This is a genomic window from Carboxylicivirga mesophila, assembly GCF_018271975.1.
GTDB classification, from domain to species: domain Bacteria; phylum Bacteroidota; class Bacteroidia; order Bacteroidales; family Marinilabiliaceae; genus Carboxylicivirga; species Carboxylicivirga mesophila.
In genome coordinates this window covers 1-23,640 of sequence record NZ_JAGUCN010000039.1, presented here as the reverse complement: position 1 = coordinate 23,640, position 23,640 = coordinate 1, and the positions used below count along the sequence as shown (strand labels likewise).

Sequence of the window (23,640 nt, the reverse complement as noted above, 5' to 3'; positions counted from 1 at the left end):
GATCAACCATCCGGCTTTTATTTGCCTATGACAGTCGTTTTCCTAATACTTCTGCTGCCTTTGATGGCCTATTCGGTGCAAATAGTTAGCTGGTACCTGCAATGGCTTAAAACCAATGATTTTAGTACTAACAGTGTTTCAGATACAGGCCTGTCGCTCATAATTCCTTTTAAAGATGAGGCCGTTAATCTGCCCGCACTCATTGCATCACTCAAGCAGCAATCACATGAAAATTGGGAGCTTATTCTGGTTAACGACCACTCAAAGGATAACAGCACCAGTCTATTAACAGACCTGCTGGCAGATTTTAAGGTGGAATACAGACTAATCGATAGTACTCAAGAGGGGAAAAAGGCAGCTCTATTGGAAGGCGTCAGAGCAGCTCAATATACTATAATAGTAACCACCGATGCTGATTGCACTTTTCACAAGGAGTGGTTGACTACATTGGCATCCTACCATGCAACACAAAAGCCCGACCTGCTGATTGGGCCAGTGAGTATCAAAAAAAACAGAGGATTCCTCCAACGTTTTCAGCAGGTTGACTTTACTGCGCTTCAACTTAGCGGAGCAGGGGCAGCACTTCAACAACAAGCCATTATGTGTAATGGTGCCAACCTGTTATGCTCAAAAGAAAATTATCTACAAGCACACCTGATACCACAAGTTGCTTCAGGTGACGATATGTTTCTGCTGGAATGGATGAAAAGCCACAAAAAAGCTATACACTATATAAAATCGCCACAAGCTATGGTGGAGACTGCTCCTCTGAAAGGCTTGCATGCCTTTCTGCAGCAGCGTGCCCGATGGGCCGCCAAAGCACCGCATTATAAAGATAAGCACATCATCCTGTCAGGCTTTTTGGTTGCCCTGGTCAACCTTATGCTATTTGTTAGTCTGGTGGGTAGCTTCTTTTATCCCGATTTTTTAAAATTGCTCTCACTATTCCTTTCATTCAAATGCCTGGTGGACTACCTTCTACTTAAAGCTGGTGGTAATATGTATAAGCTGAGGATAACCCTGTTTGAGGTCATATTCTGGCAGATGTTTTATCCATTCTATGTTATCACTGTGCTGCTCTACTCTATTATAGTGCCAATTAAATGGAAGTCGCGCACCTTATAAGATTCCACAGCATCAGCAGGCAAATGCAGTATACAAAAAAAGCAGCCTTTGAGAGCTGCTTTATATTGTACTAACATGCGTTATTAGCTGGCTTTTAAGCGGGCCATATTAGCATGTTCCAGCTTCTTTTTGGCAAAATCAAGCGAGATAACTAACTCATTTAATTCCTCAGATGGTGAGTTAAACATGGCGTCCATCATAATGGTTTCACAGATGGAACGCAAACCACGTGCGCCTAACTTAAATTCAACAGCCGTGTCAACAACGTATTCCAATACATCATCGTCAAACTTCAGCTTGATACCATCAATTCCAAACAGCTTCTCGTACTGCTTGATAATGGAGTTTTTAGGCTCAGTTAAGATGCGTCTTAAAATCTCACGATTAAGCGGCTGCAGATATGTCAATACCGGCAAACGGCCAATGATCTCCGGAATTAAACCAAATGATTTCAGATCCTGAGGTGCTATGTATTGCAACAAGTTTTCTGCGTCAATCTTTTCGTTGGACTTACTGGCCATGTAGCCAACAACCTTGGTATTAAGACGCTGTGCAATCTTGCGCTCAATGCCATCGAAAGCACCTCCACAAACAAACAGGATGTTTTTTGTATCCACCGGAATCATCTTCTGCTCCGGATGCTTACGACCTCCCTGTGGTGGTACATTCACTATTGAGCCCTCGAGCAACTTCAAAAGTCCCTGCTGAACACCCTCTCCTGATACATCGCGTGTAATAGACGGGTTATCGCTCTTACGGGCAATCTTATCGATCTCATCAATAAATACAATGCCTTTTTCAGCAGCTTCCACATTGTAATCAGCCGCCTGCAACAAGCGTGTCAGGATACTCTCAATATCTTCACCAACATATCCCGCTTCGGTAAGTACAGTAGCATCAACAATGGTAAATGGCACGTGCAGCATTTTTGCAATGGTACGCGCCAATAAGGTTTTACCGGTTCCGGTTTCACCTACCAATATGATGTTTGATTTCTCAATCTCCACCTCATCCGAGCTGCTTTTCTGCATCAAACGCTTGTAGTGGTTGTAAACAGCAACAGATAAGTACTTTTTTGCAGCTTCCTGTCCAATCACATACTGATCAAGAAAAGTCTTGATCTCCAAAGGTTTTAAAAGCGTTATCTCATCTACATCAAAGGAGTTTTTCTTCTTCACCTCTTCATCCAGAATAGAATGCGCCTGCTCAATACAGCTATCGCAGATATGCCCTGAAACTCCAGCTATCAGCAGATTCGTATCTTTCCGCTCTCTACCGCAAAATGAACATTTATCCATATTTATCTACCAGTAATATAAACACGAATGCAGAGTCAACTTATTCAGCTGATTCTGCATCGCTTTTATGATTTAATTTTCTTATTTCTTTGAGTTACGAACCAGGACTTCATCTATCATCCCGTATTCCTTAGCCTCTTCGGCCGTCATCCAGTAATCGCGATCAGAATCTTTCTCCACCTTTTTGAAAGTATTACCCGAGTGATCAGCAATAATGGTATATAATTCCTTCTTTAATTTACCAATCTCACGAGCAGTAATTTCAATATCTGAAGCTTGCCCCTGTGCACCACCCATAGGCTGGTGAATCATAATACGCGAGTGCTTTAATGCTGTACGTTTACCTTTTGTACCAGCAGTTAATAAAACAGCACCCATCGAAGCCGCCATACCAGTACATATCGTAGCAATATCCGACGAAATATACTGCATGGTATCATAGATACCTAAACCAGCATATACCGATCCGCCTGGCGTATTAAAATAAATTGATATATCCTTTGACGGATCAGCCGACTCCAGATAAAGCAATTGGGCCTGTATCACATTCGCCACATAATCATCAATAGGCAAGCCTAAGAAGATGATACGATCCATCATCAGACGAGAGAAAACGTCCATGCTGGCCACGTTTAACTGACGCTCTTCAATAATGGTTGGTGAAATGTAACTATTGGTTACTGATGTATATTGATCCAAAGCAAGACTGTTGATACCCAGATGCTTTGTTGCATACTTTTTAAAATCTTTTGGGTCAATCATTTTCAAAAGTTTTAGTTTGAAAGTGCTAATTTAACAATTTAACCTGAACTATTTCATATCTGCTGTAGATATGCAAAAAGATAACACTTATTAAGGCTGGTTAGTTTTGAAATAGTTTAAACGCACACCAGCTCTTTTAGGCCCATAAAAAAGTAGCCCCGGATATCCGGAGCTACAATATCTTATAAACAGGCTTATAACTACCTGCTATTACTTTTCAAATAATTTGTTAAAGTCGTCGCGTGAAATTTCTTTCTCTTCAACTTTAACAGCTTCCTTAATGAAAGCAATCACTTTTTCCTGCATAGCTCCTTCAGCCATCTGACGACGCTGCTCATCCTGCTTTAGCATCTCCTGCGCATAGTTTTCAAGGTGCTCTTCAGGTACACTTGTTAAACCATACTGCATAAACTGCATTTTAGCTGCTTTCTTGGCGTATTCAATCACATCAGCCTCTTCAACTTTAATCTCGTTGTTTTTGATGATGTTGTTGCGAATCAACTGCCATTTCAGGTCTTCAAGGAAACGTGGCATTTCAGCTTCCAGTGTCGCCTCATCCAACTTCTCGTTTTCACGGTTAGTAGCCAATAACCAACGCTTAAGGAAAGCCTCTGGGAACTCAACATCTACTTTACCCATCAGTTTCTCTTTGGCATCAACAGAGAAACGGTATTCAGTTTCCATTTCAAGGTTCTTTGAGATATCTTCCTTGATACGGGCTTCAAATTCCTCTTCTGAATTTACAACGCCTTCGCCGAAAGCTTTATCAAACAGCTCCTGGTTAACTTCTGCATTAACAAATTCTGTAACTTCAGTAATGGTGTATTGGAAATCACCTGTCAACGCTTCTGCCTCTTCTTTGGTGATTTTCAACATGTGCGATATTTCGCTATCGTTAGGGAATGCTTTCTTAGGTTCAAATACAATTACATCACCTGCCTTAGCACCCATTAACTTCTTCTTCTCATCTTCATCCTTGATGATGGCCATTGACAATACCACATCTTCAGGTGCGATACCGTCCTCTTTTACTTCGCCATTTTCCAGCTGAGCAAAATTACCTTTTACTAAAGCTTTCTCAGTAACTGAGTCAATAACTTCTGATTTTCCAAAACGACCAGTGATAGAGTCTTTTTGCTGATTAAACATCTCATCAGAGATAGCTACTTTGTAAATTGGTAATTTAATACGCTTGCTAAGGTTAACATCCACCTCAGGGGCCAATGCCACATCAAAAGCAAAATCAAACTTCTCGGCAGTATCAAAATCAATTACTTCCTGCGATTCTGATGGAAGTGGTTCGCCTAACAGGTCAAGCTTTTCCTCAACAATGAAGTTGTGAATTTTTTCAGAAACCAGCTTGTTCACTTCATCAGCAATAACAGCTTTTCCGTACATTTTCTTAACAACACCCATTGGCACTTTACCAGCACGGAAACCCGGCATGTTAACACGCTTACGGTAGTCTTTAAGAACATCATCCACTCGGCCTGCGTAGTCCTCTTTCTCAACAGTTAATTTGATAACCGCGTTTAATGCATCAATGTTTTCCTTTGAAATATTCATTTCCTAAAGATTTAAAGTGAACCGTTCCTCTATTGTTTACTCGAAACCAATTGAGGGATGGAATCTATTTTAATTTCACAATTTGTACAAACTTAAAAAACCGCCTCACCACCGAATTAAATCGTAAGTGAGGCGGTTTGTGTGCGGATGAAGGGACTCGAACCCCCACGCCCGAAGGCACTAGATCCTAAGTCTAGCGCGGCTACCAATTACGCCACATCCGCATTTCTTAGTTTCGCGGTGCAAAGATAATTGCTTTTTCTTTGCCTCCAAATTTTTTTTCAAATTATTTTTCGGGCTGAAATTCCCGGCGACGCAGCTCAAAATCATCGCCCAAGTACAGGCGCTTCACATCTTCATCCAAAGCCAATTCTTCTGCCGTCCCGGCTTTCAGGATCTTACCTTCGAAAAGTAGATAGGCACGGTCACAAATCGCCAGTGTTTCGTGCACGTTATGGTCGGTTATCAGTATCCCAATATTTTTAAACTTCAGCTTGGCAACAATCTCCTGAATATCGCGCACCGCAATAGGGTCAACGCCAGCAAAAGGCTCATCGAGCAGAATAAACTTGGGATTGATGGCCAAAGCACGCGCTATCTCTGTACGACGACGCTCGCCACCCGAAAGCTGTATCCCCAAGCTCTTGCGGATATGTGTCAGACTAAATTCTTCCAACAATTCTTCCAGGCGCTCCTTTTGATAGTCCTTTGGAAAGTCAGTCATCTGCAACACTGCCTTAATATTATCTTCCACACTCAACTGCCGGAATACACTGGCCTCCTGCGCGAGATAACCAATTCCTTTTTGGGCACGCTTATATACCGGAGCATCTGTAATCTCCTCATCGTTCAGAAAAATTTTACCGCTATTGGGCGTAATAAGGCCTACCATCATATAAAATGAGGTGGTCTTACCGGCACCATTAGGCCCAAGCAGCCCCACAATCTCTCCCTGTTGAACATTCACAGACACGCCTTTTACAACAGTTCGGCTTTTATACTTCTTAATTAAAGTATCGGTATGCAGTTTTAAAGGTTGTTGTTCCATAGCTTAAGCATTTACAAGTGTATCGACCCGCCTTTTCTTCTCCAGTCTTTTTGCAATAATAATTCCCGACTCATACAATATAATTAGTGGGAAACACACCAGCAACTGACTAATAACATCAGGTGGTGTAATAACAGCAGCCAATAACAGGGCCACAACAATTGAGTGCTTTCGGTACTTTATTAAAAAACCGGAAGTAACCAAACCGACTTTTGCCAGGAAATAAATAAAAATAGGCAACTCAAAGATAATGCCGCCTGCCAGTACAATTGAAGTAATGGTACTTATATAAGAACCCAGATTGACAATATTCTCAACCTTATCACTTACCTGATAAGTTCCTAAAAAATGAACCGATAAAGGACATATTATATAGTAAGCAAATAAAATACCGATGGTAAATAAGGTAGATGCAAAAAAGATAGCTCCGCGCGAGTTACTAATCTCATTCTGATACAACGCAGGCTTAACAAATCGCCAGAATTCCCAGAAAATATACGGAAATGCCACAACTATACCTGCTACAAACGACACCCAGATATGCGTCGTAAACTGCCCAGACATATTTATATTCTGAAAACTTAGCGGAATTTGATTGATACACAACAAAGGCATGTCAAGCAATGAAGCCAGACGACAAAGCAGGGCATTAGTAAAAAACTCAGGATTAGCCGGTGCGAGAATAACCGTGTCAAAAACAAAGCCTTTAAACACAAAAGCCAGAATGGCAAAAATCAAAACACTGGCAAAGGCCCTGACAATATGCCACCGCAACACCTCCAGGTGCTCCAAAAATGACATCTCTCTATTGGTTTCTTCCGACATGCAACTAATTATTAAAAATACTTACCGTGGGCAAAAGTAGATGTTCAATCCCAAGTAAAGTGTTAAAAATCTTTAAAGCAACACTCCCAACCCTGCCTTAACCCGCTTCATGCGAAGATAACATACCTATTCTTAAACACAAACTTTTTGGTTATACCAAAGATATTATCTAACTTCATTCAACATTGCAACCAAAATTACGGATAAGCTCACAACGCATCATCCGGCCTTAAAAGGGAACAAAGTATATACTACTTCTGTAATGAGGAATATCAAAAGGTTATCTTATTTTTGTTGCAAGCTTATAATCGAGGATAACAACTACTGCTTAAATATAAAAACTAGGCAGTAATGAAATAGGGAATTTGTTATGGCAAAGCAGGTAGATCTAAATGCTTCATTAAAAAAGCATTTTGGGTTTGATACCTTCAAGGGGAATCAAGAGGAGGTCATCAACAATGTTTTAAAAGGGAATGACACGTTCGTTTTAATGCCAACAGGAGGTGGTAAATCGCTATGCTATCAACTCCCGGCTCTTATGCTGGAAGGTACTGCTATCGTAATTTCACCACTTATTGCGTTGATGAAAAACCAGGTGGATGCAATGCGCAATTTCAGTGAGGATGATGGTATTGCACACTTTCTAAACTCGTCACTGACCAAAACAGCAATCAATAAGGTAAAGGAAGATATTCTGGACGGCAAGACCAAGCTGCTTTACGTTGCACCCGAGTCACTTACTAAAGAAGAAAATATTGAATTTCTGAAACAGGTTAAAATCTCTTTCTACGCCGTAGACGAAGCTCACTGTATATCAGAGTGGGGCCACGATTTCAGGCCTGAGTACCGACGCATACGGCCAATAATCAGTGAAATAGGTGATTCACCTGTGATTGCTCTGACTGCAACTGCCACACCAAAAGTGCAGCACGACATTCAGAAAAATCTTGGCATGCTCAATGCCATGGTATTCAAATCATCATTTAACAGGCCAAACCTTTATTACGAGGTACGCCCCAAAATGCATACTTCCAAGGAAATAATTAAGATACTTAAAAACTATACGGGCAAATCATCCATCATTTATTGCCTCAGCCGCAAGAAGGTGGAAGAACTTGCTGAGACACTGGTGGTAAATGGCATTAAAGCCCTGCCTTACCATGCAGGTATGGATGCTTCTACCCGTGCAAAAAATCAGGATCAGTTTCTGATGGAAGAAACAGATGTGATTGTAGCCACTATTGCATTTGGAATGGGCATTGATAAACCTGATGTGCGGTTGGTGATTCACTACGATATACCCAAAAGTCTGGAAGGCTACTATCAAGAAACAGGTCGTGCCGGACGCGATGGTGGCGAAGGTCGATGCATTGCTTTTTACAGCTACAAAGACATACAGAAGCTGGAGAAATTTATGCAAGGCAAACCATTGGCCGAACAAGAGATTGGCAAACAGCTACTATTAGAAACAGTTGCCTATGCCGAATCATCCATCTGCCGCAGGAAAACACTCCTGCACTATTTTGGTGAGAAATATGAAGTGAAAGATTGCGAAACCTGTGATAACTGTGTCAATCCAAAAGAAGAATTTGAAGCCAAAGAAAGCATTGTTAAACTGCTAAATATGGTTCAACTCCTCAAAGAACGCTTCAAATCAGATCATATTATTAACGTATTAACCGGCAATGCCAACACCGCCATTAAATCATACAAACACCACGAACTGGATGTTTTTGGATCTGGTGATGAATATGATGATAAGCACTGGAATGCTGTCATACGACAATCATTGGTCAAAGGACTGATTATAAAAGATATTGAATCATATGGCTTGCTACGCATCAGTAAAGCGGGCCATGAATTCCTGAAGCACCCTCATTCGGTGATGATGACCAAGGATCACGACTTTGACGTTGTGGAAGAAGAAACCAACACAGGCGGCACAGCAGCTGTTGATACGAATCTGTTTAATATGCTGAAAGATCTTCGAAAAGACCTCTCGAAGAAACTCAGCTTGCCGCCATTTGTTATTTTCCAGGATCCTTCTCTGGAAGCCATGTCAACCTATTACCCCATTACCATTGAGGAATTACAAAATATTCCGGGCGTTGGAACTGGCAAGGCATCTCGCTTTGGGAAAGAATTTGTGAAACTGATTGCCAAGCATGTTGAAGAAAACGAACTGGAGCGCCCAATGGACTTGGTCGTGAAATCCGTTGCTAACAAATCGAAAAACAAAATTGCCATTATACAAGGCATTGACAGACAAATGCCTCTAGACGACATTGCTGCCTCCAAAGGCATGGAAATGGAAGAACTGATTAAAGAATTGGAATCAATCGTATATTCCGGCACACGTGTCAACATTGACTATTACATCGATCAGGTGATGGATGAGGATCACAGAGATGATATATTCTACTATTTCAAGGAAGATGCCGAAACAGATGATATACAAGCCGCTTTAGAAGAACTCGGCGAGGATCAATATTCCGAAGAAGACGTTCGAATCGTACGTATTAAGTTTATTTCAGAAGTTGGCAATTAACATTAAAGGAACCTCTATTTAACGAGGTTCCTCCCCTATAATTACTATCCGATTTTCAAATTATCACTATTTGCTTCTTATATTTTTAAATCGTAAGCCATAAAGGCCATTTTAGCGATACATTTCAACACCACCTCTTCGAACGGCCACCTACCAGTCAATCTCGACTCACTTTTACCCACACATCAACCCAAACACTAATAATTTGTTTACGCGTACTTTAGCACCCGACAACCAAGTACCATTTCACTTACCACAGTTGTCTAATTCCAAAATTAGCATAAAAATTCAATCAATATATTATGTTGCATGTTTATTATTTATTGAAATAATTTAGAATAATTAACATTCTAAAACTGCTAATTTGTTATTAAATCGTAATGTATTTTTTTAAATTTGCTGCACATTCATAACTTAAAACGCGTACCAAAATGAAAGATGATATGCTAAAAAAGCAGAAACCTAGTAAAAAGGATCGCAAGGACATGATTCAGTACATCAACCTGCAACTGGCTTCAATAGGTCAGCCTTTATACTATGATGCATGTGACGCCGACACCAAATACTCTAATTCTAAGTTTCTTTCTTTAACCGAAGGGCTTATTAATAGTTTCAAAGAGAAATCACGTTTGTTATCAGATCATCTGTCGCCAGCTGATACGCGTATTCAGAACTTTTTGAACAGCTATTTAAGCGATGTTGACTTTGACAACTCAGAGTATCGCTTACCAAATAAAACATTCGTTCTCAACCAAAAAGGTTTAGCACGTGAGGTGAGCTTGCCTCCTGATGCTAATGAATTTAAGAGTGACCTGGTAAGTTCTTACCGCCTTAAGCAGGGTATATTAAATAATCCTGATAAAGATAAACGTACTACCAAAGGAACTTTCCACATTGTTGAAGGTGGTTTGCCGGTTCCTTTAGATAAAAAAGAAGTACCAAAAATTGCTTTTGCACACATGCTGAAAGCAGCCGTGAATCCATCGGATGATATGAACATACTGCCTTTCACTTCGACACAGAAGGAGAAGGCTAAAACAATGGTTTCATTACTTCTTCGCCCTGTGGTTTGTCCTGAAGTACCAGGAGTAATTGCAGAAAAAAGCATGGAAGTACGCTTCTTTGCCCCAGGTACATTAGTGAGTAACCTTGACTTTGTTGAAAACATTTTTGGCAATGCAGGCGACCACAACCTGGCAGAAAATGATGCAGCTCTTGATATTGATCATTGGACCGGTACAACAGGCTGTATTATCCTTGCGCCACAATTAACAAAGCTAAAGAAGAAAGACATTGGTCTTCCTCATTACGACGATGCAACTGAACGTCAGCGCAACGATGGCATGTGCTGGAAAGATGAAAACGAACTATACAACGACGGTGGTGCGTTCAAAATCACCTGTCGTGACGACAGAGGCGTAGTTGTTACTTTAATTGCTGATAACTATTACGGATACTCTAAAAAAGAAATTAAAACGCAAATCAGCTACTCAGCCAACATGATTGGCTTGGTGGAAGAAGAGCACGCTGGTGGGGCAATTGCATACCCACGTGGTATTATGAGCGACAGCGTATTTGGCGAAATTTTCTCGGCTAAGCTGAAGAACTCATATGCTTTTGATGAAGCCATGGCTTTACTTGGTGACCGTGTAACGGTATATCCTGAGGGGTATGCTGTGGATAAGAAGTTCCCAGAAATGGTATATATCCAGGAGCATGCGGATATTGATATCGACAACAGCAAAGTACGCTGGACCAAGGATGGCAAAGAGCAATCATTACATTTATCTCCTGAGAAGATATACATTCACCCTTCAGGGCATAAGTTTCAGTTAGCTAAACACCCGACACAGCCAATGTGGCGCATCGTTAATACACAGCCTGAAGGTGTATTCTGTCACAAGCCCTGTACTGTATCAGGTGGTGGTAAATCAGAGATTTCTAAATCAATGCAGAATGCTATCCAATATGGTACGTTTAACATCGTTGACTTGGAGAAAGATTTTACTGCAGCAGATGAAATTATCAATTACGATTTCTCTAACCGCTGGAAGCAGGTACGTCCGGATGCTGATCCATCACGTCCGTTCCTGAGCCCAAAACGTACACTTGGTTCAGCCGTTAAGCTTCTGACACCATCTGACTCATACAGCGATGAATACAATGCATTCTTAAACAGTATTCCTTCACACATCCGCTCTTTGGTATTATTTATCAAGCGCCTGTATCGCAACGAAAGTGAAAAAGGAAACTGGAAAGACTACATGTCTGTTGAATTTATCAATGGACGCGAAGGAACTACTCTTCAATACAAAAACAATAAGGTAACAGCAAGTTATGTTCGTATTGGATTTAATGAAGATGGCAACTGGCTGCTGCATAAACTGCGCTCTGACTTTGTGCCTAGCCAAAAGATTCAGATGGAAGATGATATCTCAGCATCTATTGTGTTGCCAGCCAGCCAGCTAAGCAACTTAAATGCTGAATATAAAAACAAGAGCTACAAAGTTGTTACCAACTGCGAAAGCCACTTGTTCCAGCGTCCTGATGAGGCCATTATTCGTGGATACGACAAAGGTGCTGAGCGTGATATCGTAACTGATGGTACATTCCTAACCAATTACGAGCCTTTAACTAAAAAGGATGCAATTGCCTTGTATGAAGATGCTATTAATTTTGACAAATATACGCAGCCGGTTAAAGACCTGTTGATGAAAGTAATCAACAGCGACAAAGACGGTTATTTCGTAGTGCCTTCTCACACTCGTATCGTTGACGGAGAACCTACTAATAACCCACGTTACCTGGAACGCAACATCTTTAAAGACGATATCATTGATAACTACCTTGGCGAAATAGGTGTGCGTTTACACCGCAAAATCAAGTCAGAGGAACCTGTGATTGATGTTGTGAATGCCGTATTACCAGGACGCCGTAATAACCCTGCAGATAAGGCGAATGGCATTCGTCCATTGGCGGTATACAACCCAATTCACTACCAGGAGTTACCTGAATTATTTATGGACTTTATCTGTAGCTTAACAGGTAAATCGCCATCAACAACAGGTGCAGGTACTGAAGGTGCACTGACTAAAGGCCCTTTCAACATGTTGGTGCCAACTACCGACTTGAACAATGCTTTACTGTCGTACATCTTAACTGAATACCAAGGCTTCAGTTCAGCTGCCGGATATGTGGGACAAAACCGTTTCGACCACGATATCTCTATCCTGATTCCTGAAATCTGGGCTCGTTTGGTTCCTGAAGATCGTGATCCGAAGTTATTGATTGAGAACGGTTCTCTTGAAAAACTGGAAGACTTCGAGCATAACGGACAAAAAGTACTGGCCAGCCGCTTAGGATATCGTATTACCGAAAACTTTGCCTTCCGCTGTATGAACCGTCTGTTTGATGAGCCATTAGCCGTGTTTAACGAGCAAATGCTGAAACCTGAATTACAGGGTATGGATGACTATGTTGACGGTATCAACAACATTGTGGAAGCTCAGCAAAAAGTGGCTCTTCGCTACTTCGAAGAAGGTAGTGTTGAAGGGGCAGTTCCTCCATTGAAAATCTTGTTGCACATTATGGCCTACGGTCAGTATGAAGGCAAGGAAATAAGCGATCCTGAATTACGTAAATACTTCGACCGCGACTATGTTATCAACAGCGATTGGTACAAAGAGCGTTTAAAACTGAAGCAAGAAAAGGATGTGAAGTTCCATACTGAGCAAATCGCTTATCTGGAGAAGTTTGCTGCTAAACCAGAAAATGCAGAAATAAAAGTTGACTTAGACATCGACAGCCGTATAGCAAAAGCTAAAGAGTTGTTAGCAAAAGCATCCTCAGCCGATTACCTGAAAGAGCTGGAAGGTACTATTGGTGCAGATGTGATATACAGAGGCTAAACATGTAAGGTTATTCATTACAATACACAAACAAACTGAGGCTGCCCAATGGGTAGCCTCTTTTTTTTGCATAAATAACATATCAATATCTTAACTTTTACTTTACATGAGCGGGGTTTTGGCGAGGTAATTTTACACACACAAGGGAAAACTAAAACCAAACATCATGCAACGAGGAACCATGCGCTTTCGATTTGCGCTGCTAACCACCTTACTCATTATTACTTTCAGTGTTATAGGTCTATACACCCACTATTCACTGCGAAGTATTCAACGCAACAACCTCATTGAAAACCATATCTACGAACTGGAATCATTCATGCTGCAAATGCGTCGTAATGAAAAGGATTTCCTGGCCCGTGCTGTTAGCGATCCAAAGTTTTACATCACTCAAGAAAATAAATATGCCAGTTCATTTGAAATGAATATGCAGCAAGCACTACAACTCTGTAATGAATTGTCATCAAATGCCTTCATTGTGTCCAATCACATGCAGAAAAAAGTGGATTCCATTGCATTTCACTTAAGTAATTACAACGATATCTTCAATCAAATCATTAACACAACGCTTACCAAAGGTTTTAAAGACTATGGGTTAGTAGGTAAAATGCGGCAGGCCATTCATGAGGTCGAAAGCTCTCTGGATATGTATGATGATAAGGAGTTGATGGTGTTCATGCTCATGGGGCGCCGTCATGAAAAAGACTTCCTGCTGCGTAACGACTTAAAATACAAACAGAAGTTCGAAGCTAATATCAGTCAGTTCATCGAAACCATTGAGCATTCGAACTATGGTGCTGCCACCAGGCAGCAACTAACCACTCTCTTGAATAACTATCAAGCGACTTTTTTAAGTGTGGTCAATAAACAGATAGAGCTGGGGATAGATGAGAAAAGCGGTCTTTTGGGACAACTTAGGGAGGAAGTACATCAAGTGGAGCCCATCATTGACCAATCTAAAACCTTGCTGTTGGCAGCGCTCAACAGAAATACAATCAATAACCGCTGGTGGGTCATCGCCTTCATCACCATTGGAGCAGCATTGGTACTGGTATTCAGCATTATTATACTGCGCAGTGTGCGTAAAATGCTGGGTGCTGAGCCTTATGTGGTGGCTCGTATTGCCAGTCAGGTGGCCAGGGGCGATTTAGCAATCAATCAGGAAATAAAAGATAACGCCACGGGCGTATTGGGTACATTTGTGGTGATGGTTGAAACACTGGAGCAATTACTGAAAAATATTTCGGAAGTGGTATTGCAGCTCAATGAAACCAGTTCGGCATTAAACAGCACTTCCAGAACTATGGCCAGCGGTGCACAATTGCAAGCCTCATCCTTTGAAGAGATTGCCACCTCAATGGAAGAAATAAACGCCAATGCCCAACAAAACTCACTTAATTCAGAGAATACCTTTAAAGCGTCCAACGAGACGAGTACGGAACTGGAAAAAGTAAAAGGGAAGGCCGGTCAATCCTACGAAACGGTTAAGAGCATCAGCGCCCGTGTGAAAATAATTACCGAGATAGCCAACCAAACCAATATACTGGCATTAAACGCGGCTGTAGAGGCATCAAGGGCCGGTGAACAGGGCAAAGGTTTTGCTGTGGTAGCGCAGGAAGTAAAAAAACTGGCTGAACGCACACGTGAGGCGGCCAGTGAAATTGTTGCGATGGCACACGACAGTCTGGAAATCTCTACTCTCACCACCGAAAGCTTGTTTAAATTAATACCCAACGTGAAACAAAATGCCGGATGGATTGAAGAAATTGCCTTAGCCAGCAACGAGCAATCCAATGGTGTGCAGCAAATTACCAATACCTTGCAGCACATTAACCATATTACCCAGGAGAATGCATTGGCCTCAGAGCAAATGACGAATACGGTTAATCAAATCAATGAACAATCGATAAAATTAAAAGAGGTTATAAATAGGTTTAATATAGCTGACAATCATCCCCTATTAAACTAGTAGTGTTCCGCATCTGCAATATTTTTGTTCATCACTACTTTTATATAATTAAACATTTATATCTTCGCGTCGATTTTGGTATAACAGTTACATCATAGCTGTTAGAAAGGGAATCAGGTGTAAATCCTGAACAGTACCCGCTGCTGTAATCCCAAGTCACTTTGTGACACATGCTTTTATGCTACATCCACTGTTGAATGTATTTCAATGGGAAGGAGATAAAAGTTGGGAAAGTCAGAAGACCTGCCAGAAGTTGAATCATGTAGCTTTCGGGAGTTAAAGCCATACACGTAACGACAATCCATGGTACGTCCTACCTGTATACCAATTCCTTCATGCTACAAATATTATTAACCAGGCAATAAACGACTGGTATTTATTGTCGATACTATTTGTAAAATGAAACAAACTGAACAAGTGGCGTTGAGCAGAGCACTCAACACCCTGCTAATCATCCTATGCATTAACATTACCTGCCTGGCCAATCCTGCTAAACAGGCTGGTATCAAAGGTGTTGTTAAACACGAATCCCAACCTATCCCTTATGCAGTCATTGTTATTAACAACACCAGCATGGGCGCTGTAGCCAATGCATCTGGGGAATTTGAACTCAATGAATTACCGATTGGCCAGTTTACCATCAAAGCTCAATCGATGGGTTACAAACCAGCAGAACAGACCATAATCTTGAAAGCCGGAAAAACAGAAACCTTAGAGTTTGTGCTCGAAGAGGATGTGTTTGGCCTTGAGCAAGTGGTGGTAACCGCCAGTCGTAATGAGCAGTCGCGCAAAACAGCTTCTAACATCGTCAATCGTTTAAGTGCCGAGTCCATTAGTAAGGTACAGCCAATTGTGGTGAGCGACGCACTGAGTTATGTACCCGGACTACGTACCGAAACAAACTGCCAGAATTGCGGCATGGTGCAAGTGCGTATGAATGGCCTTGAAGGGCACTATTCCCAGATACTGATTAACAGCCGCCCCATTTTCAGTGGATTGGTAAGTGTATATGGCCTTGAACTTATTCCAACAGCTATGATTGACCGGGTAGAGGTGACGCGCGGTGGTGGATCAGCTTTATATGGTAGCAATGCCATTGCCGGAAGTATCAACATCATCACTCGTGAACCCATCAAGAATAGCTATGCGGCTGAACTGCAAACAGCGGCCATTGGTATTGGATTGAATGGCGCTGATGCTTCACCCGAAACAGCGGCCAAGTTTGATGTGTCTGTTGTATCCGACAATAAAAAAACAGGCATGGCTTTGTTTGGCAGCTTACGCGAACGGGAGCCCTTTGATGCCAATGGAGATGATTTTTCGGAGCTGATGCAACTAAAAAACCTATCGGTGGGCACACGCCTGTTTCATCGCCCCAGCTACCGTAGTAAAGTAGTAATTGATTTCTTCCGCATTAATGAAGAAAGACGCGGTGGGAATGCTTTTAACAGCTTGTTTCATGAAGCTGATCTGACTGAAGGGGTACAACATAAAATAAACAGCGGCGCCATTAATTACGACTATTTCCTTGGGCAAAACAGTCATCTAAGTGTTTTTGCATCGGCGCAGGATGTTGCCAGATCATCGTATTACGGGGCTGATCAATCACTGTCAGACTATGGTCAAACAGATGGCTTTACCTATTCGATTGGCTCACAAATAGCATCTGATTTTGGCAAAAACACCTTACTTGCCGGCGTCGAGGTACTGGGTGATGAACTGAAAGATCAGAAGTTAGGCTATCCGGACTATGAGCAACCCATATACGATGATACCAATACATTCATAGGCTTTGAGCATGCACCCAACACCACAGTGGCCAATCAGGATAAACTGATATATGGTGTTTTTGCGCAATATGAGCGTCAGATTTCGGCGGTTAAACTATCTGCCGGCCTGCGCTATGATTATTACAACATCACCGATAATGTGCATGGTACAGGCGATTGTTCGGGCAAGGTGATAAGCCCCCGCGTTAATCTGCTTTGGGACATACTACCCAACTTACAGGCACGCACGTCCTATTCGCAAGGATACCGGGCTCCTCAGATTTTTGATGAAGACTTACACATCAGTGCTTCAGCCACCCGTCAGGTGATTCATAAAAATGCCGATGACCTGCAGGAAGAAACAAGCCACAGCTATATGGCCTCGCTGGACTTCAACCAAAAATCAGGTGCTTTTAATATATCACTGCTGGCCGAAGGTTTTTATACCTACCTGGATAATGCCTTTGTGCCCATCCCCAGTGAGGTGGTGGACGGCACTGTTACCTACCTGAGAACAAATGCAGAAGATGGTGCTTTTGTGCAAGGCGTCAACCTGGAAGGAAAACTATCGTATCTTAATAAAGTCAACCTGGATGCCGGGTTTACCATCCAACGCAGCAAATATAAAACACCCCAGGAACTTGGTACAACGGACTTCCTGCGGACACCCGATAACTATGGCTTTTTCACCCTCAGCTGGACATGCACTCCACAACTTAGTTTAATCACATCCGGGCAGTACACGGGCCACATGCCCATCAGCTATTACGATCAGTCAATTTCAGATGAAAACTATGAAGGCGAACTGCGACGCACACAGGCCTTCTTTGATGTTGGACTGAAAGCTGCGTATCAGGCGACTATTTATTATCTGCCTGTGGAATTTTTTGGCGGCGTAAAGAACCTATTTAATAGTTTCCAGGATGATTTTGAAACAGGTGTTGAGCGCGATCCAACTTATATCTACGGGCCATCGCTCCCACGAACCATATATGCCGGTATTCGCATTGCCGGCATAATTTAACCCAAAGGCTCTGAAAGGAGCCTTTTTTATTGTGTATCTTTGCAGCATGATGAAGTATTTGATTCTGCAGTATCCGGGTCACAACCGGGTGTATTATAATGTAGCGGCACAACTTGCTGTTGCCGAATTGAGCATTGCTGCCAAACGATTAAGTGTGAGGTGTCAGAAGATTGACTTTGAAGATGTGTGCGGCGTACGCTACATCACCATCACCCTGGATGACGAGCTTAGTTCCGAGGATATAGCCATTTTATCACGCCTGTCGTTTGTATTTGCCATCTTTAACCAGTTTGGTCTGCATGCCGATGATGGATTGGCGCCCATACCAATGGCCAAATACGAGTACATTGATAGCAAGATCAGTACCATTCAGAAATACGCCGGCAAAACCAATGAGCTATTTACCAAGATGATGGTAAACGTAGCTTTACTAGCCAGCGATTTTAATTACGATGATAAGATCAGTTTGCTCGATCCGGTTTCGGGGCGTGGTACCACGCTTAATGAAGCAACTGTATATGGCTTCAATGCTTTTGGTATAGAAATAGAGTCTAAATCGGTGCACGAGCACCAAATCTTCTTAAAAAAATACCTGCAAAGCGAACGCTATAAGTTTTTAGCCGATAAGCGCATGGTGTATGGTAAAAAGAAATCGGAGGCCATCTACATGCATGAGTTTCATTATGCCAACAGCAAAGAGGCCTTTAAAAATAAGGAGGAACAAAAACAGCTGGGTATTGTCAACGGCAATTCGCAGGATGCCGATAAATACTTTAAAAAGAACAGCTTTGAGCTCATTGTAGGCGACCTGCCTTACGGCATTGCTCACGGCAATACGGGTGCCAATAAGAGTACCACCGGCACGCGCAATCCATTGGAACTTATCCGAGCCTGTCTGCCTGCGTGGAAAGCGGTTCTTAAAAAAGGCGGCACCATTGTGCTGGCCTGGAACAGCTTTGTACTGGCTAAGAACCGCCTGACAGAGGTGTTTGAAGAGCATGGTTTAAAGGTGCTGACTGATGCTCCTTACAATGGCTTTGAGCACATGGTGGATAAATCGATTAAGCGTGATATAATTGTGGTGAAGAAAGGCTAACAGCCAATAGATTTTATACCACAAATTACTCAAATACGCACTAATTTTTGTTCTGCAGCAGCGTAACAATTTGTGTTAATTAGTGAAATTCGTGGTTTATATCTAATTTATAGTTAAAAACAATTGCCCTGTAACATAAGAGTGTTGCACACATTGCCGTTGTGGATTTAATCTGTAAAATGTTTGCAAATATTGCTGCAAGATGATAACTTCATCTTTAACACTTTATGTTAGTTAAAAATTTATCTTGACGTTCACCCTTTTCGAATAATATGAAATACGCCTTACTCGGATTCCTGTTAATAACAATGCCACTCATTGGTAAAGCCCAACAATTCGAACCTATTTACTTTGATGTAAACAACCAGCAAGCCTCAGCGGATAATTACGCTTATAAACGCATTATAGAAAAGAATAGTAGCACCAGCTATTTGCTAAAAGACTACTATCACAATGGTTCAATCAAACGAGAATGCACCTACCTTGTTAAAAAGAAGTACATCCCTCAATTAAATGATTTTATTCATCCAGAATCAACTAAAGGTTTAAAACTTGATGGTGTTTATAAAACCTACTACAGCAATGGCCAGCTAAAGAAGGAAGATTTTTATATTAAAGGAAAAGACACCTATAGAAGTATTAAGTATACAGAAGATGGGGAAGCAACCTATTTTATAGTAGACAATAATCCTGAATATCCGGGAGGCGAGGCGCAACTTATGGCCTTCATTGCCAGTGAGGTAAAATATCCTGAAAAAGCTAAAGCTCAAAAAATATCAGGCATGGTGTTTATTTCTTTTGTAGTCACAAAAGAAGGAAAAGTGACTGATACAACTGTAGCAAGGGGTGTACATCCGTTACTGGATAGCGAAGCGCTGAGAGTCATAAACCTACTGGACAACTGGAAACCAGGCTCACATAAAGGAAAACCGGTTAATGTAGCCTATACTGTTCCCATCAACTTTGTATTATGATGGACACTAAAAATCAACCCTGCGAGCCACATAAAACCCGTAACTATAATACTTTTTATACCTATTGTAAAGGGCTATTTCTTCCTCCTCGGCTTTGATAATGGCTTTGGCCGTTTCAGAATGATTGTGTCTGCTCAGGAAATCATCAAAACGGCTTTGAACGGGTGCGTAGTAGTGATCGGTCCAGCACGCAACAGGTAGAATAAAGTGCCCGATGGGCTGATAGCCATTTTCTTCCAGCGTTTTTATCTTGCCCGAAACGGTGTCAATCTCCGGATAGGCAGCCATCCAGAAGTCCTCTAATTCTTTAGGGCGTGAATGTGTGGTCCACGATATTTCAGAAACAGCCAGGTAACCACCGTGTTTTAGAAAGCGGCGCCATTGTTGAATCCCCTTCTCGAAACCCTTGTTGTAGATAGCTCCTTCTGACCAGATGATATCGAAGCTTTCATCCTCAAACGACAGCTCTTCCATGGACTGCGCCACGGTGTGAATACGCTGCGTGAGGCCGAGCTGTTGGGCTTGTACCCTTAACTTATCCAGAAACTCAGGAAAGAGATCCACTGCCGTGATGTTGGCCGTGGTATTTTGCGCCAGCACCATGGTTGATGCGCCTGAGCCACAACCAATATCGGCTATCTTCAATCCATCGTTATGTGCTGTCTCAATCAGTGAGAGGGCTCTGAGTGTTTCGGCCTCACTGCCGGGCCCTTGGCGTTCATTATCCTTGTGCAGGTCTACCAGTAGTTCAAGTTCTGTCATGGCTTATTAGTTAGTGCTTAGTCGTTCAAAACGTATTTGGTCACCCTCTGTGATGCGATGCTTATCGCAAAAACCGGCTATCACCTCCACTACGTATTTGGCGGGATGAACAGACGGCAGGCTTTTAGTTGAGAAGGGCTGCGTGTATTTGTGAATTGAAACAATATCGTATGCTTCATTCACATACAAAATATCCAGTGAGATATGGGTGTTCTTCATCCAGAAGGATTGCGGCTCTTCACGATTCATGATGAACAGCATGCCCTGCTGCTCGTCCATGGTGTAGCGGTGCATCAGCCCCATGGCCCGTTCATAGTCATCTTCGGCCAGCTCAATATCAATGCGCACAATGGGCTGGCTGCCATTGGCAGTTAAGAAAGTGAGTTCGCCCTCCTTTTCGAACTCAATGCCCTGCGTGGTATCCCGACTCACCTGCCGTTTGTCGATGCACGACCTGATGTTGAGCGCAATTACCGCCAATGCAATACCGAGGATAAGTAGCAAAAGCCAGCGATTGGTCTTCTTTGTTTTTTGCTTGTCTGCTTTCATACTTAAATAGCTCTTTGGGCTTGCCTTTAGCTCATTTTATTCAGTATTTGTTCGATTTCATTCAGCTTATTAAGCGGCAAAGCACTGAGCGATTTAGTAAGGTCAAACAGTTTTTCAGTGCGACGTAGCTGCTGTAAAGGGTGCGCATCACTTACTTCCGAATCCTTATCGGGCTGCCATTCCATCAGGTCGTTGGGAGTACAGCCGAAGGCAATACATAAGCGTTCAATTAAAACCGGATCTAGTCGTTTGACACGATTATGCTTCACCCTGGTGGCAAAATTGTCTGAAAAACCAACTTTCCTTAAAAAGGCGAAAGGACGGTCGATGCCCTTGGCTTTAAATATACGATCGAAATTATATGCTAACATCGGTTCAGGTTTTTGTTTGTGGTTAAGATAAACATTTCTATTTACAGGAGAATAGTGTCATAAGAGTTTTCCTTGTAAGCACATTTAAATCTTTCATTTTTGCAACTATTCGTTTTGTAGCCACTCAAAACACCTTGGTATTATTATTATAACGTTTGTATCGCAATAATATTCGTTTCCTCAGGAGTCTATACCACTTATTAGGCATCTTATAACGTTTACACCTCACATTATAATACCCTGTTGTAATATGTGTACGTTTATTAATCGATTTCAACTACTTCCTTTTTAATTGTTTATCACTAACAGAAGGTATTCAATCGGCATCAAGCGGGTATGAACATGTATAATACGGTTTATGTGTTGAAATAAACGATTATTAATTCTTCATAAGGTATTATTCCAATGGAGACGGTATGCCTTTGTATGATGGAGCAGCCTTATCACCCTCCAGCATCACCCTGGTTTTAGGCAGGCTCTGCGGATAGTTTGTCTGGATAAATTCAATCATTTTTTCGCGGATAAAAACTCTTAAGTCCCAAGCCGTGGGCGAGTTTTTTGCACTCACCAGAATACGGATTTCAAGGTTTGATTCTTTGGCATCGGTGACCTGCAGCACATTCACCTTTTTATCCCACAAGTCGGTGCTTTCCAGCAGTCGTGTTAGTTCTTTACGCAGCGCATCAAAGGAAATGGTGTAATCGGTATAGATAAACACGCTGCCAATGATATCGGCCGTGGTGCGCGTCCAGTTCTGAAATGGTTTTTCAAGGAAATAGGTGGAGGGCAATACCAATCGGCGCTTATCCCAGATGCGCACCACAATGTAAGTGAGGTTGATCTCCTCAATCCATCCCCATTCGTTTTCCACCAATACCGCATCATCGACCCTGAAAGGCTGAGTGATGGCAATTTGAATTCCGGCCAGCAGGGCACCTACAATCTTTTGTGCCGACAAACCGATGATGATACCCACCACTCCGGCCGATGCAAAAATACCTATCCCAATCTCCCGGATACTATCGATAGACATCAAAATCAACCCCAATCCTATCAGGAGAATGAGGAAGACGATAACCTTTTCGAGCAGGTTAATCTGCGTATGCAGCTTGCGCGATTTCAGGTTATCTTCCTGGGTAATATCATAACGCTTCAGCAGATAAAACTTCAGCCTACCCACCACTTCAATAAGCAGCCAGGTGGTGCCGGCAATCAGCAATCCTTTTCTTATAATATTAAACCAAGTGAAATTCTGTAGTGGTAAATCCCATAAGTTTAACGATGGATCGATGGCTATTAAGAACAGTAGCAAACAGATGCTGAAGATGAGTCGTAAGTGCTTTTTCATGCGATATTCAATTAGGTCCTCAGGTTAATATTAGTATTATCAGGCTTTCAAGAAAATAAATTGTCCCCTTTATGTCAAATACCATGTGCTTATACACATCTCTATTAACTAACCAAACACGAGCCATTATGTTGACAAAAAGTGCCTGTACCAGTACTTTTACTTATTGCAGATGACTCTACTAACACTTTAAAAACGCAGCTATGAAAATCAATAAAGCAAACATCCCAGTGGTAATGAATGATAATGGCACGATATTACGTTCGCAAAAGAACTTTGGTGAGCTGACCGCAACCTATAATGAAATACCAGCAGGAACCAATTTTGGACCGCTCTTGCAAGGATTGAAAAACAACCAATGCCATTGCACGCATTATGGTACTGTGCTAGATGGGGCTATCCGCATCAGCTATGATAATGGTACCGAGGAGCTCATTACCAGCGGCGATCTATTTTATATACCGGCCGGGCATACGGCGCGTGTTGAAAAGGATTTGAAGATTGTCATATTCAGCACCATTAAAGAACATAGCGAGGTGATTGATCATGTGGTAAAACAGATGGTGAATAGCTGAATGTCAGTTGTCGATCCCCCTTTCGGATCTACCCTTTATACGCTTTATTGTTAAGCGGAATGATTTTATATAAAGGATTGATAATGAACGAATAAAGTGCTCATATTATTTCATAAGCAATGT

17 protein-coding genes, 1 tRNA gene and 1 riboswitch are annotated in these 23,640 nt (G+C 41.9%); of the genes, 8 read left to right on the top strand and 10 right to left on the bottom strand.

Annotated features, from left to right (window positions below):
• Positions 1 to 27: 27 nt before the first annotated feature.
• The gene (locus KEM09_RS21040) at positions 28 to 1,125 is read left to right on the top strand and encodes a glycosyltransferase (RefSeq protein ID WP_212231755.1); all 1,098 of its coding nucleotides are present in this window, start codon (positions 28 to 30) and stop codon (positions 1,123 to 1,125) included.
• Positions 1,126 to 1,208: 83 nt separating this feature from the next.
• Here KEM09_RS21040 and clpX read toward each other — a convergent pair whose 3' ends face one another.
• The 6 genes from clpX to tatC all read right to left on the bottom strand — a co-directional run bounded on the left by clpX (position 1,209) and on the right by tatC (position 6,624).
• Positions 1,209 to 2,423, bottom strand: coding sequence for an ATP-dependent Clp protease ATP-binding subunit ClpX (clpX, locus tag KEM09_RS21035; protein ID WP_212231753.1), 1,215 nt, complete (start codon positions 2,421 to 2,423; stop codon positions 1,209 to 1,211).
• A gap of 81 nt (positions 2,424 to 2,504) precedes the next feature.
• Positions 2,505 to 3,185 carry an ATP-dependent Clp endopeptidase proteolytic subunit ClpP gene (gene clpP / locus KEM09_RS21030; protein WP_212193274.1) on the bottom strand — a complete coding sequence of 227 codons (681 nt, stop codon included), beginning with the start codon at positions 3,183 to 3,185 and terminating at the stop codon, positions 2,505 to 2,507.
• Positions 3,186 to 3,395: 210 nt separating this feature from the next.
• Entirely contained in the window at positions 3,396 to 4,751 is a 1,356-nt protein-coding gene (gene tig, locus KEM09_RS21025; protein WP_212231751.1) for a trigger factor, read from the bottom strand.
• A 142-nt stretch (positions 4,752 to 4,893) separates the two neighbouring features.
• Positions 4,894 to 4,975 (bottom strand) — tRNA-Leu (locus KEM09_RS21020).
• Positions 4,976 to 5,037: 62 nt separating this feature from the next.
• Positions 5,038 to 5,799, bottom strand: a complete 762-nt coding sequence (gene lptB, locus KEM09_RS21015) for an LPS export ABC transporter ATP-binding protein (RefSeq protein WP_212192259.1) — start codon at positions 5,797 to 5,799, stop codon at positions 5,038 to 5,040.
• A 3-nt stretch (positions 5,800 to 5,802) separates the two neighbouring features.
• Complete coding sequence (gene tatC / locus KEM09_RS21010) at positions 5,803 to 6,624, bottom strand: twin-arginine translocase subunit TatC (RefSeq protein WP_212192260.1); 822 nt, start codon at positions 6,622 to 6,624, stop codon at positions 5,803 to 5,805.
• A 370-nt stretch (positions 6,625 to 6,994) separates the two neighbouring features.
• Here tatC and recQ point away from each other — a divergent pair, with 370 nt between their 5' ends.
• The 6 genes from recQ (at position 6,995) to KEM09_RS20980 (ending at position 19,912) form a co-directional block, all read left to right on the top strand.
• Positions 6,995 to 9,172 carry a DNA helicase RecQ gene (gene recQ / locus KEM09_RS21005; protein ID WP_212231740.1) on the top strand — a complete coding sequence of 726 codons (2,178 nt, stop codon included), beginning with the start codon at positions 6,995 to 6,997 and terminating at the stop codon, positions 9,170 to 9,172.
• 431 nt (positions 9,173 to 9,603) lie between these two features.
• A complete protein-coding gene (locus KEM09_RS21000; RefSeq protein ID WP_212231738.1) occupies positions 9,604 to 13,080 on the top strand; it encodes a PPi-type phosphoenolpyruvate carboxykinase family protein in 3,477 nt (1,158 codons plus the stop codon).
• Positions 13,081 to 13,246: 166 nt separating this feature from the next.
• On the top strand, positions 13,247 to 15,049 hold the full coding sequence (locus KEM09_RS20995; protein ID WP_212231736.1) for a methyl-accepting chemotaxis protein: 1,803 nt from the start codon (positions 13,247 to 13,249) through the stop codon (positions 15,047 to 15,049).
• A gap of 59 nt (positions 15,050 to 15,108) precedes the next feature.
• Positions 15,109 to 15,314, top strand: a riboswitch (cobalamin riboswitch).
• A 134-nt stretch (positions 15,315 to 15,448) separates the two neighbouring features.
• Positions 15,449 to 17,842 carry a TonB-dependent receptor gene (locus KEM09_RS20990; protein ID WP_212231734.1) on the top strand — a complete coding sequence of 798 codons (2,394 nt, stop codon included), beginning with the start codon at positions 15,449 to 15,451 and terminating at the stop codon, positions 17,840 to 17,842.
• 46 nt (positions 17,843 to 17,888) lie between these two features.
• The gene (locus KEM09_RS20985) at positions 17,889 to 18,938 is read left to right on the top strand and encodes a TRM11 family SAM-dependent methyltransferase (protein WP_212231727.1); all 1,050 of its coding nucleotides are present in this window, start codon (positions 17,889 to 17,891) and stop codon (positions 18,936 to 18,938) included.
• 272 nt (positions 18,939 to 19,210) lie between these two features.
• Positions 19,211 to 19,912, top strand: a complete 702-nt coding sequence (locus KEM09_RS20980; protein WP_212231725.1) for an energy transducer TonB — start codon at positions 19,211 to 19,213, stop codon at positions 19,910 to 19,912.
• A gap of 6 nt (positions 19,913 to 19,918) precedes the next feature.
• On the opposite strand, the gene KEM09_RS20975 is transcribed toward KEM09_RS20980, so the two are convergent.
• From KEM09_RS20975 to KEM09_RS20960, 4 genes are all read right to left on the bottom strand, one after another.
• Entirely contained in the window at positions 19,919 to 20,674 is a 756-nt protein-coding gene (locus tag KEM09_RS20975) for a class I SAM-dependent methyltransferase (protein ID WP_212231716.1), read from the bottom strand.
• Between the two features lie 6 nt (positions 20,675 to 20,680).
• A complete protein-coding gene (locus KEM09_RS20970; protein WP_212231708.1) occupies positions 20,681 to 21,223 on the bottom strand; it encodes a DUF192 domain-containing protein in 543 nt (180 codons plus the stop codon).
• A 26-nt stretch (positions 21,224 to 21,249) separates the two neighbouring features.
• Positions 21,250 to 21,594: a helix-turn-helix domain-containing protein gene (locus KEM09_RS20965; RefSeq protein WP_212231706.1), complete on the bottom strand. Its 345-nt coding sequence runs from the start codon at positions 21,592 to 21,594 to the stop codon at positions 21,250 to 21,252.
• 397 nt (positions 21,595 to 21,991) lie between these two features.
• Positions 21,992 to 22,942, bottom strand: a complete 951-nt coding sequence (locus tag KEM09_RS20960; protein WP_212231704.1) for a mechanosensitive ion channel family protein — start codon at positions 22,940 to 22,942, stop codon at positions 21,992 to 21,994.
• Positions 22,943 to 23,145: 203 nt separating this feature from the next.
• Here KEM09_RS20960 and KEM09_RS20955 point away from each other — a divergent pair, with 203 nt between their 5' ends.
• The gene (locus KEM09_RS20955) at positions 23,146 to 23,517 is read left to right on the top strand and encodes a cupin domain-containing protein (RefSeq protein ID WP_212231696.1); all 372 of its coding nucleotides are present in this window, start codon (positions 23,146 to 23,148) and stop codon (positions 23,515 to 23,517) included.
• The last annotated feature ends 123 nt before the right edge of the window (positions 23,518 to 23,640 follow it).

Coding starts and splice junctions, on each gene's coding strand:
- KEM09_RS21040 (WP_212231755.1), top strand. CDS start 28: ATGACAGTCGTTTTCCTAATACTTCTGCTGCCTTTGATGGCCTATTCG.
- clpX (WP_212231753.1), bottom strand. CDS start 2,423: ATGGATAAATGTTCATTTTGCGGTAGAGAGCGGAAAGATACGAATCTG.
- clpP (WP_212193274.1), bottom strand. CDS start 3,185: ATGATTGACCCAAAAGATTTTAAAAAGTATGCAACAAAGCATCTGGGT.
- tig (WP_212231751.1), bottom strand. CDS start 4,751: ATGAATATTTCAAAGGAAAACATTGATGCATTAAACGCGGTTATCAAA.
- lptB (WP_212192259.1), bottom strand. CDS start 5,799: ATGGAACAACAACCTTTAAAACTGCATACCGATACTTTAATTAAGAAG.
- tatC (WP_212192260.1), bottom strand. CDS start 6,624: ATGTCGGAAGAAACCAATAGAGAGATGTCATTTTTGGAGCACCTGGAG.
- recQ (WP_212231740.1), top strand. CDS start 6,995: ATGGCAAAGCAGGTAGATCTAAATGCTTCATTAAAAAAGCATTTTGGG.
- KEM09_RS21000 (WP_212231738.1), top strand. CDS start 9,604: ATGAAAGATGATATGCTAAAAAAGCAGAAACCTAGTAAAAAGGATCGC.
- KEM09_RS20995 (WP_212231736.1), top strand. CDS start 13,247: ATGCAACGAGGAACCATGCGCTTTCGATTTGCGCTGCTAACCACCTTA.
- KEM09_RS20990 (WP_212231734.1), top strand. CDS start 15,449: ATGAAACAAACTGAACAAGTGGCGTTGAGCAGAGCACTCAACACCCTG.
- KEM09_RS20985 (WP_212231727.1), top strand. CDS start 17,889: ATGATGAAGTATTTGATTCTGCAGTATCCGGGTCACAACCGGGTGTAT.
- KEM09_RS20980 (WP_212231725.1), top strand. CDS start 19,211: ATGAAATACGCCTTACTCGGATTCCTGTTAATAACAATGCCACTCATT.
- KEM09_RS20975 (WP_212231716.1), bottom strand. CDS start 20,674: ATGACAGAACTTGAACTACTGGTAGACCTGCACAAGGATAATGAACGC.
- KEM09_RS20970 (WP_212231708.1), bottom strand. CDS start 21,223: ATGAAAGCAGACAAGCAAAAAACAAAGAAGACCAATCGCTGGCTTTTG.
- KEM09_RS20965 (WP_212231706.1), bottom strand. CDS start 21,594: ATGTTAGCATATAATTTCGATCGTATATTTAAAGCCAAGGGCATCGAC.
- KEM09_RS20960 (WP_212231704.1), bottom strand. CDS start 22,942: ATGAAAAAGCACTTACGACTCATCTTCAGCATCTGTTTGCTACTGTTC.
- KEM09_RS20955 (WP_212231696.1), top strand. CDS start 23,146: ATGAAAATCAATAAAGCAAACATCCCAGTGGTAATGAATGATAATGGC.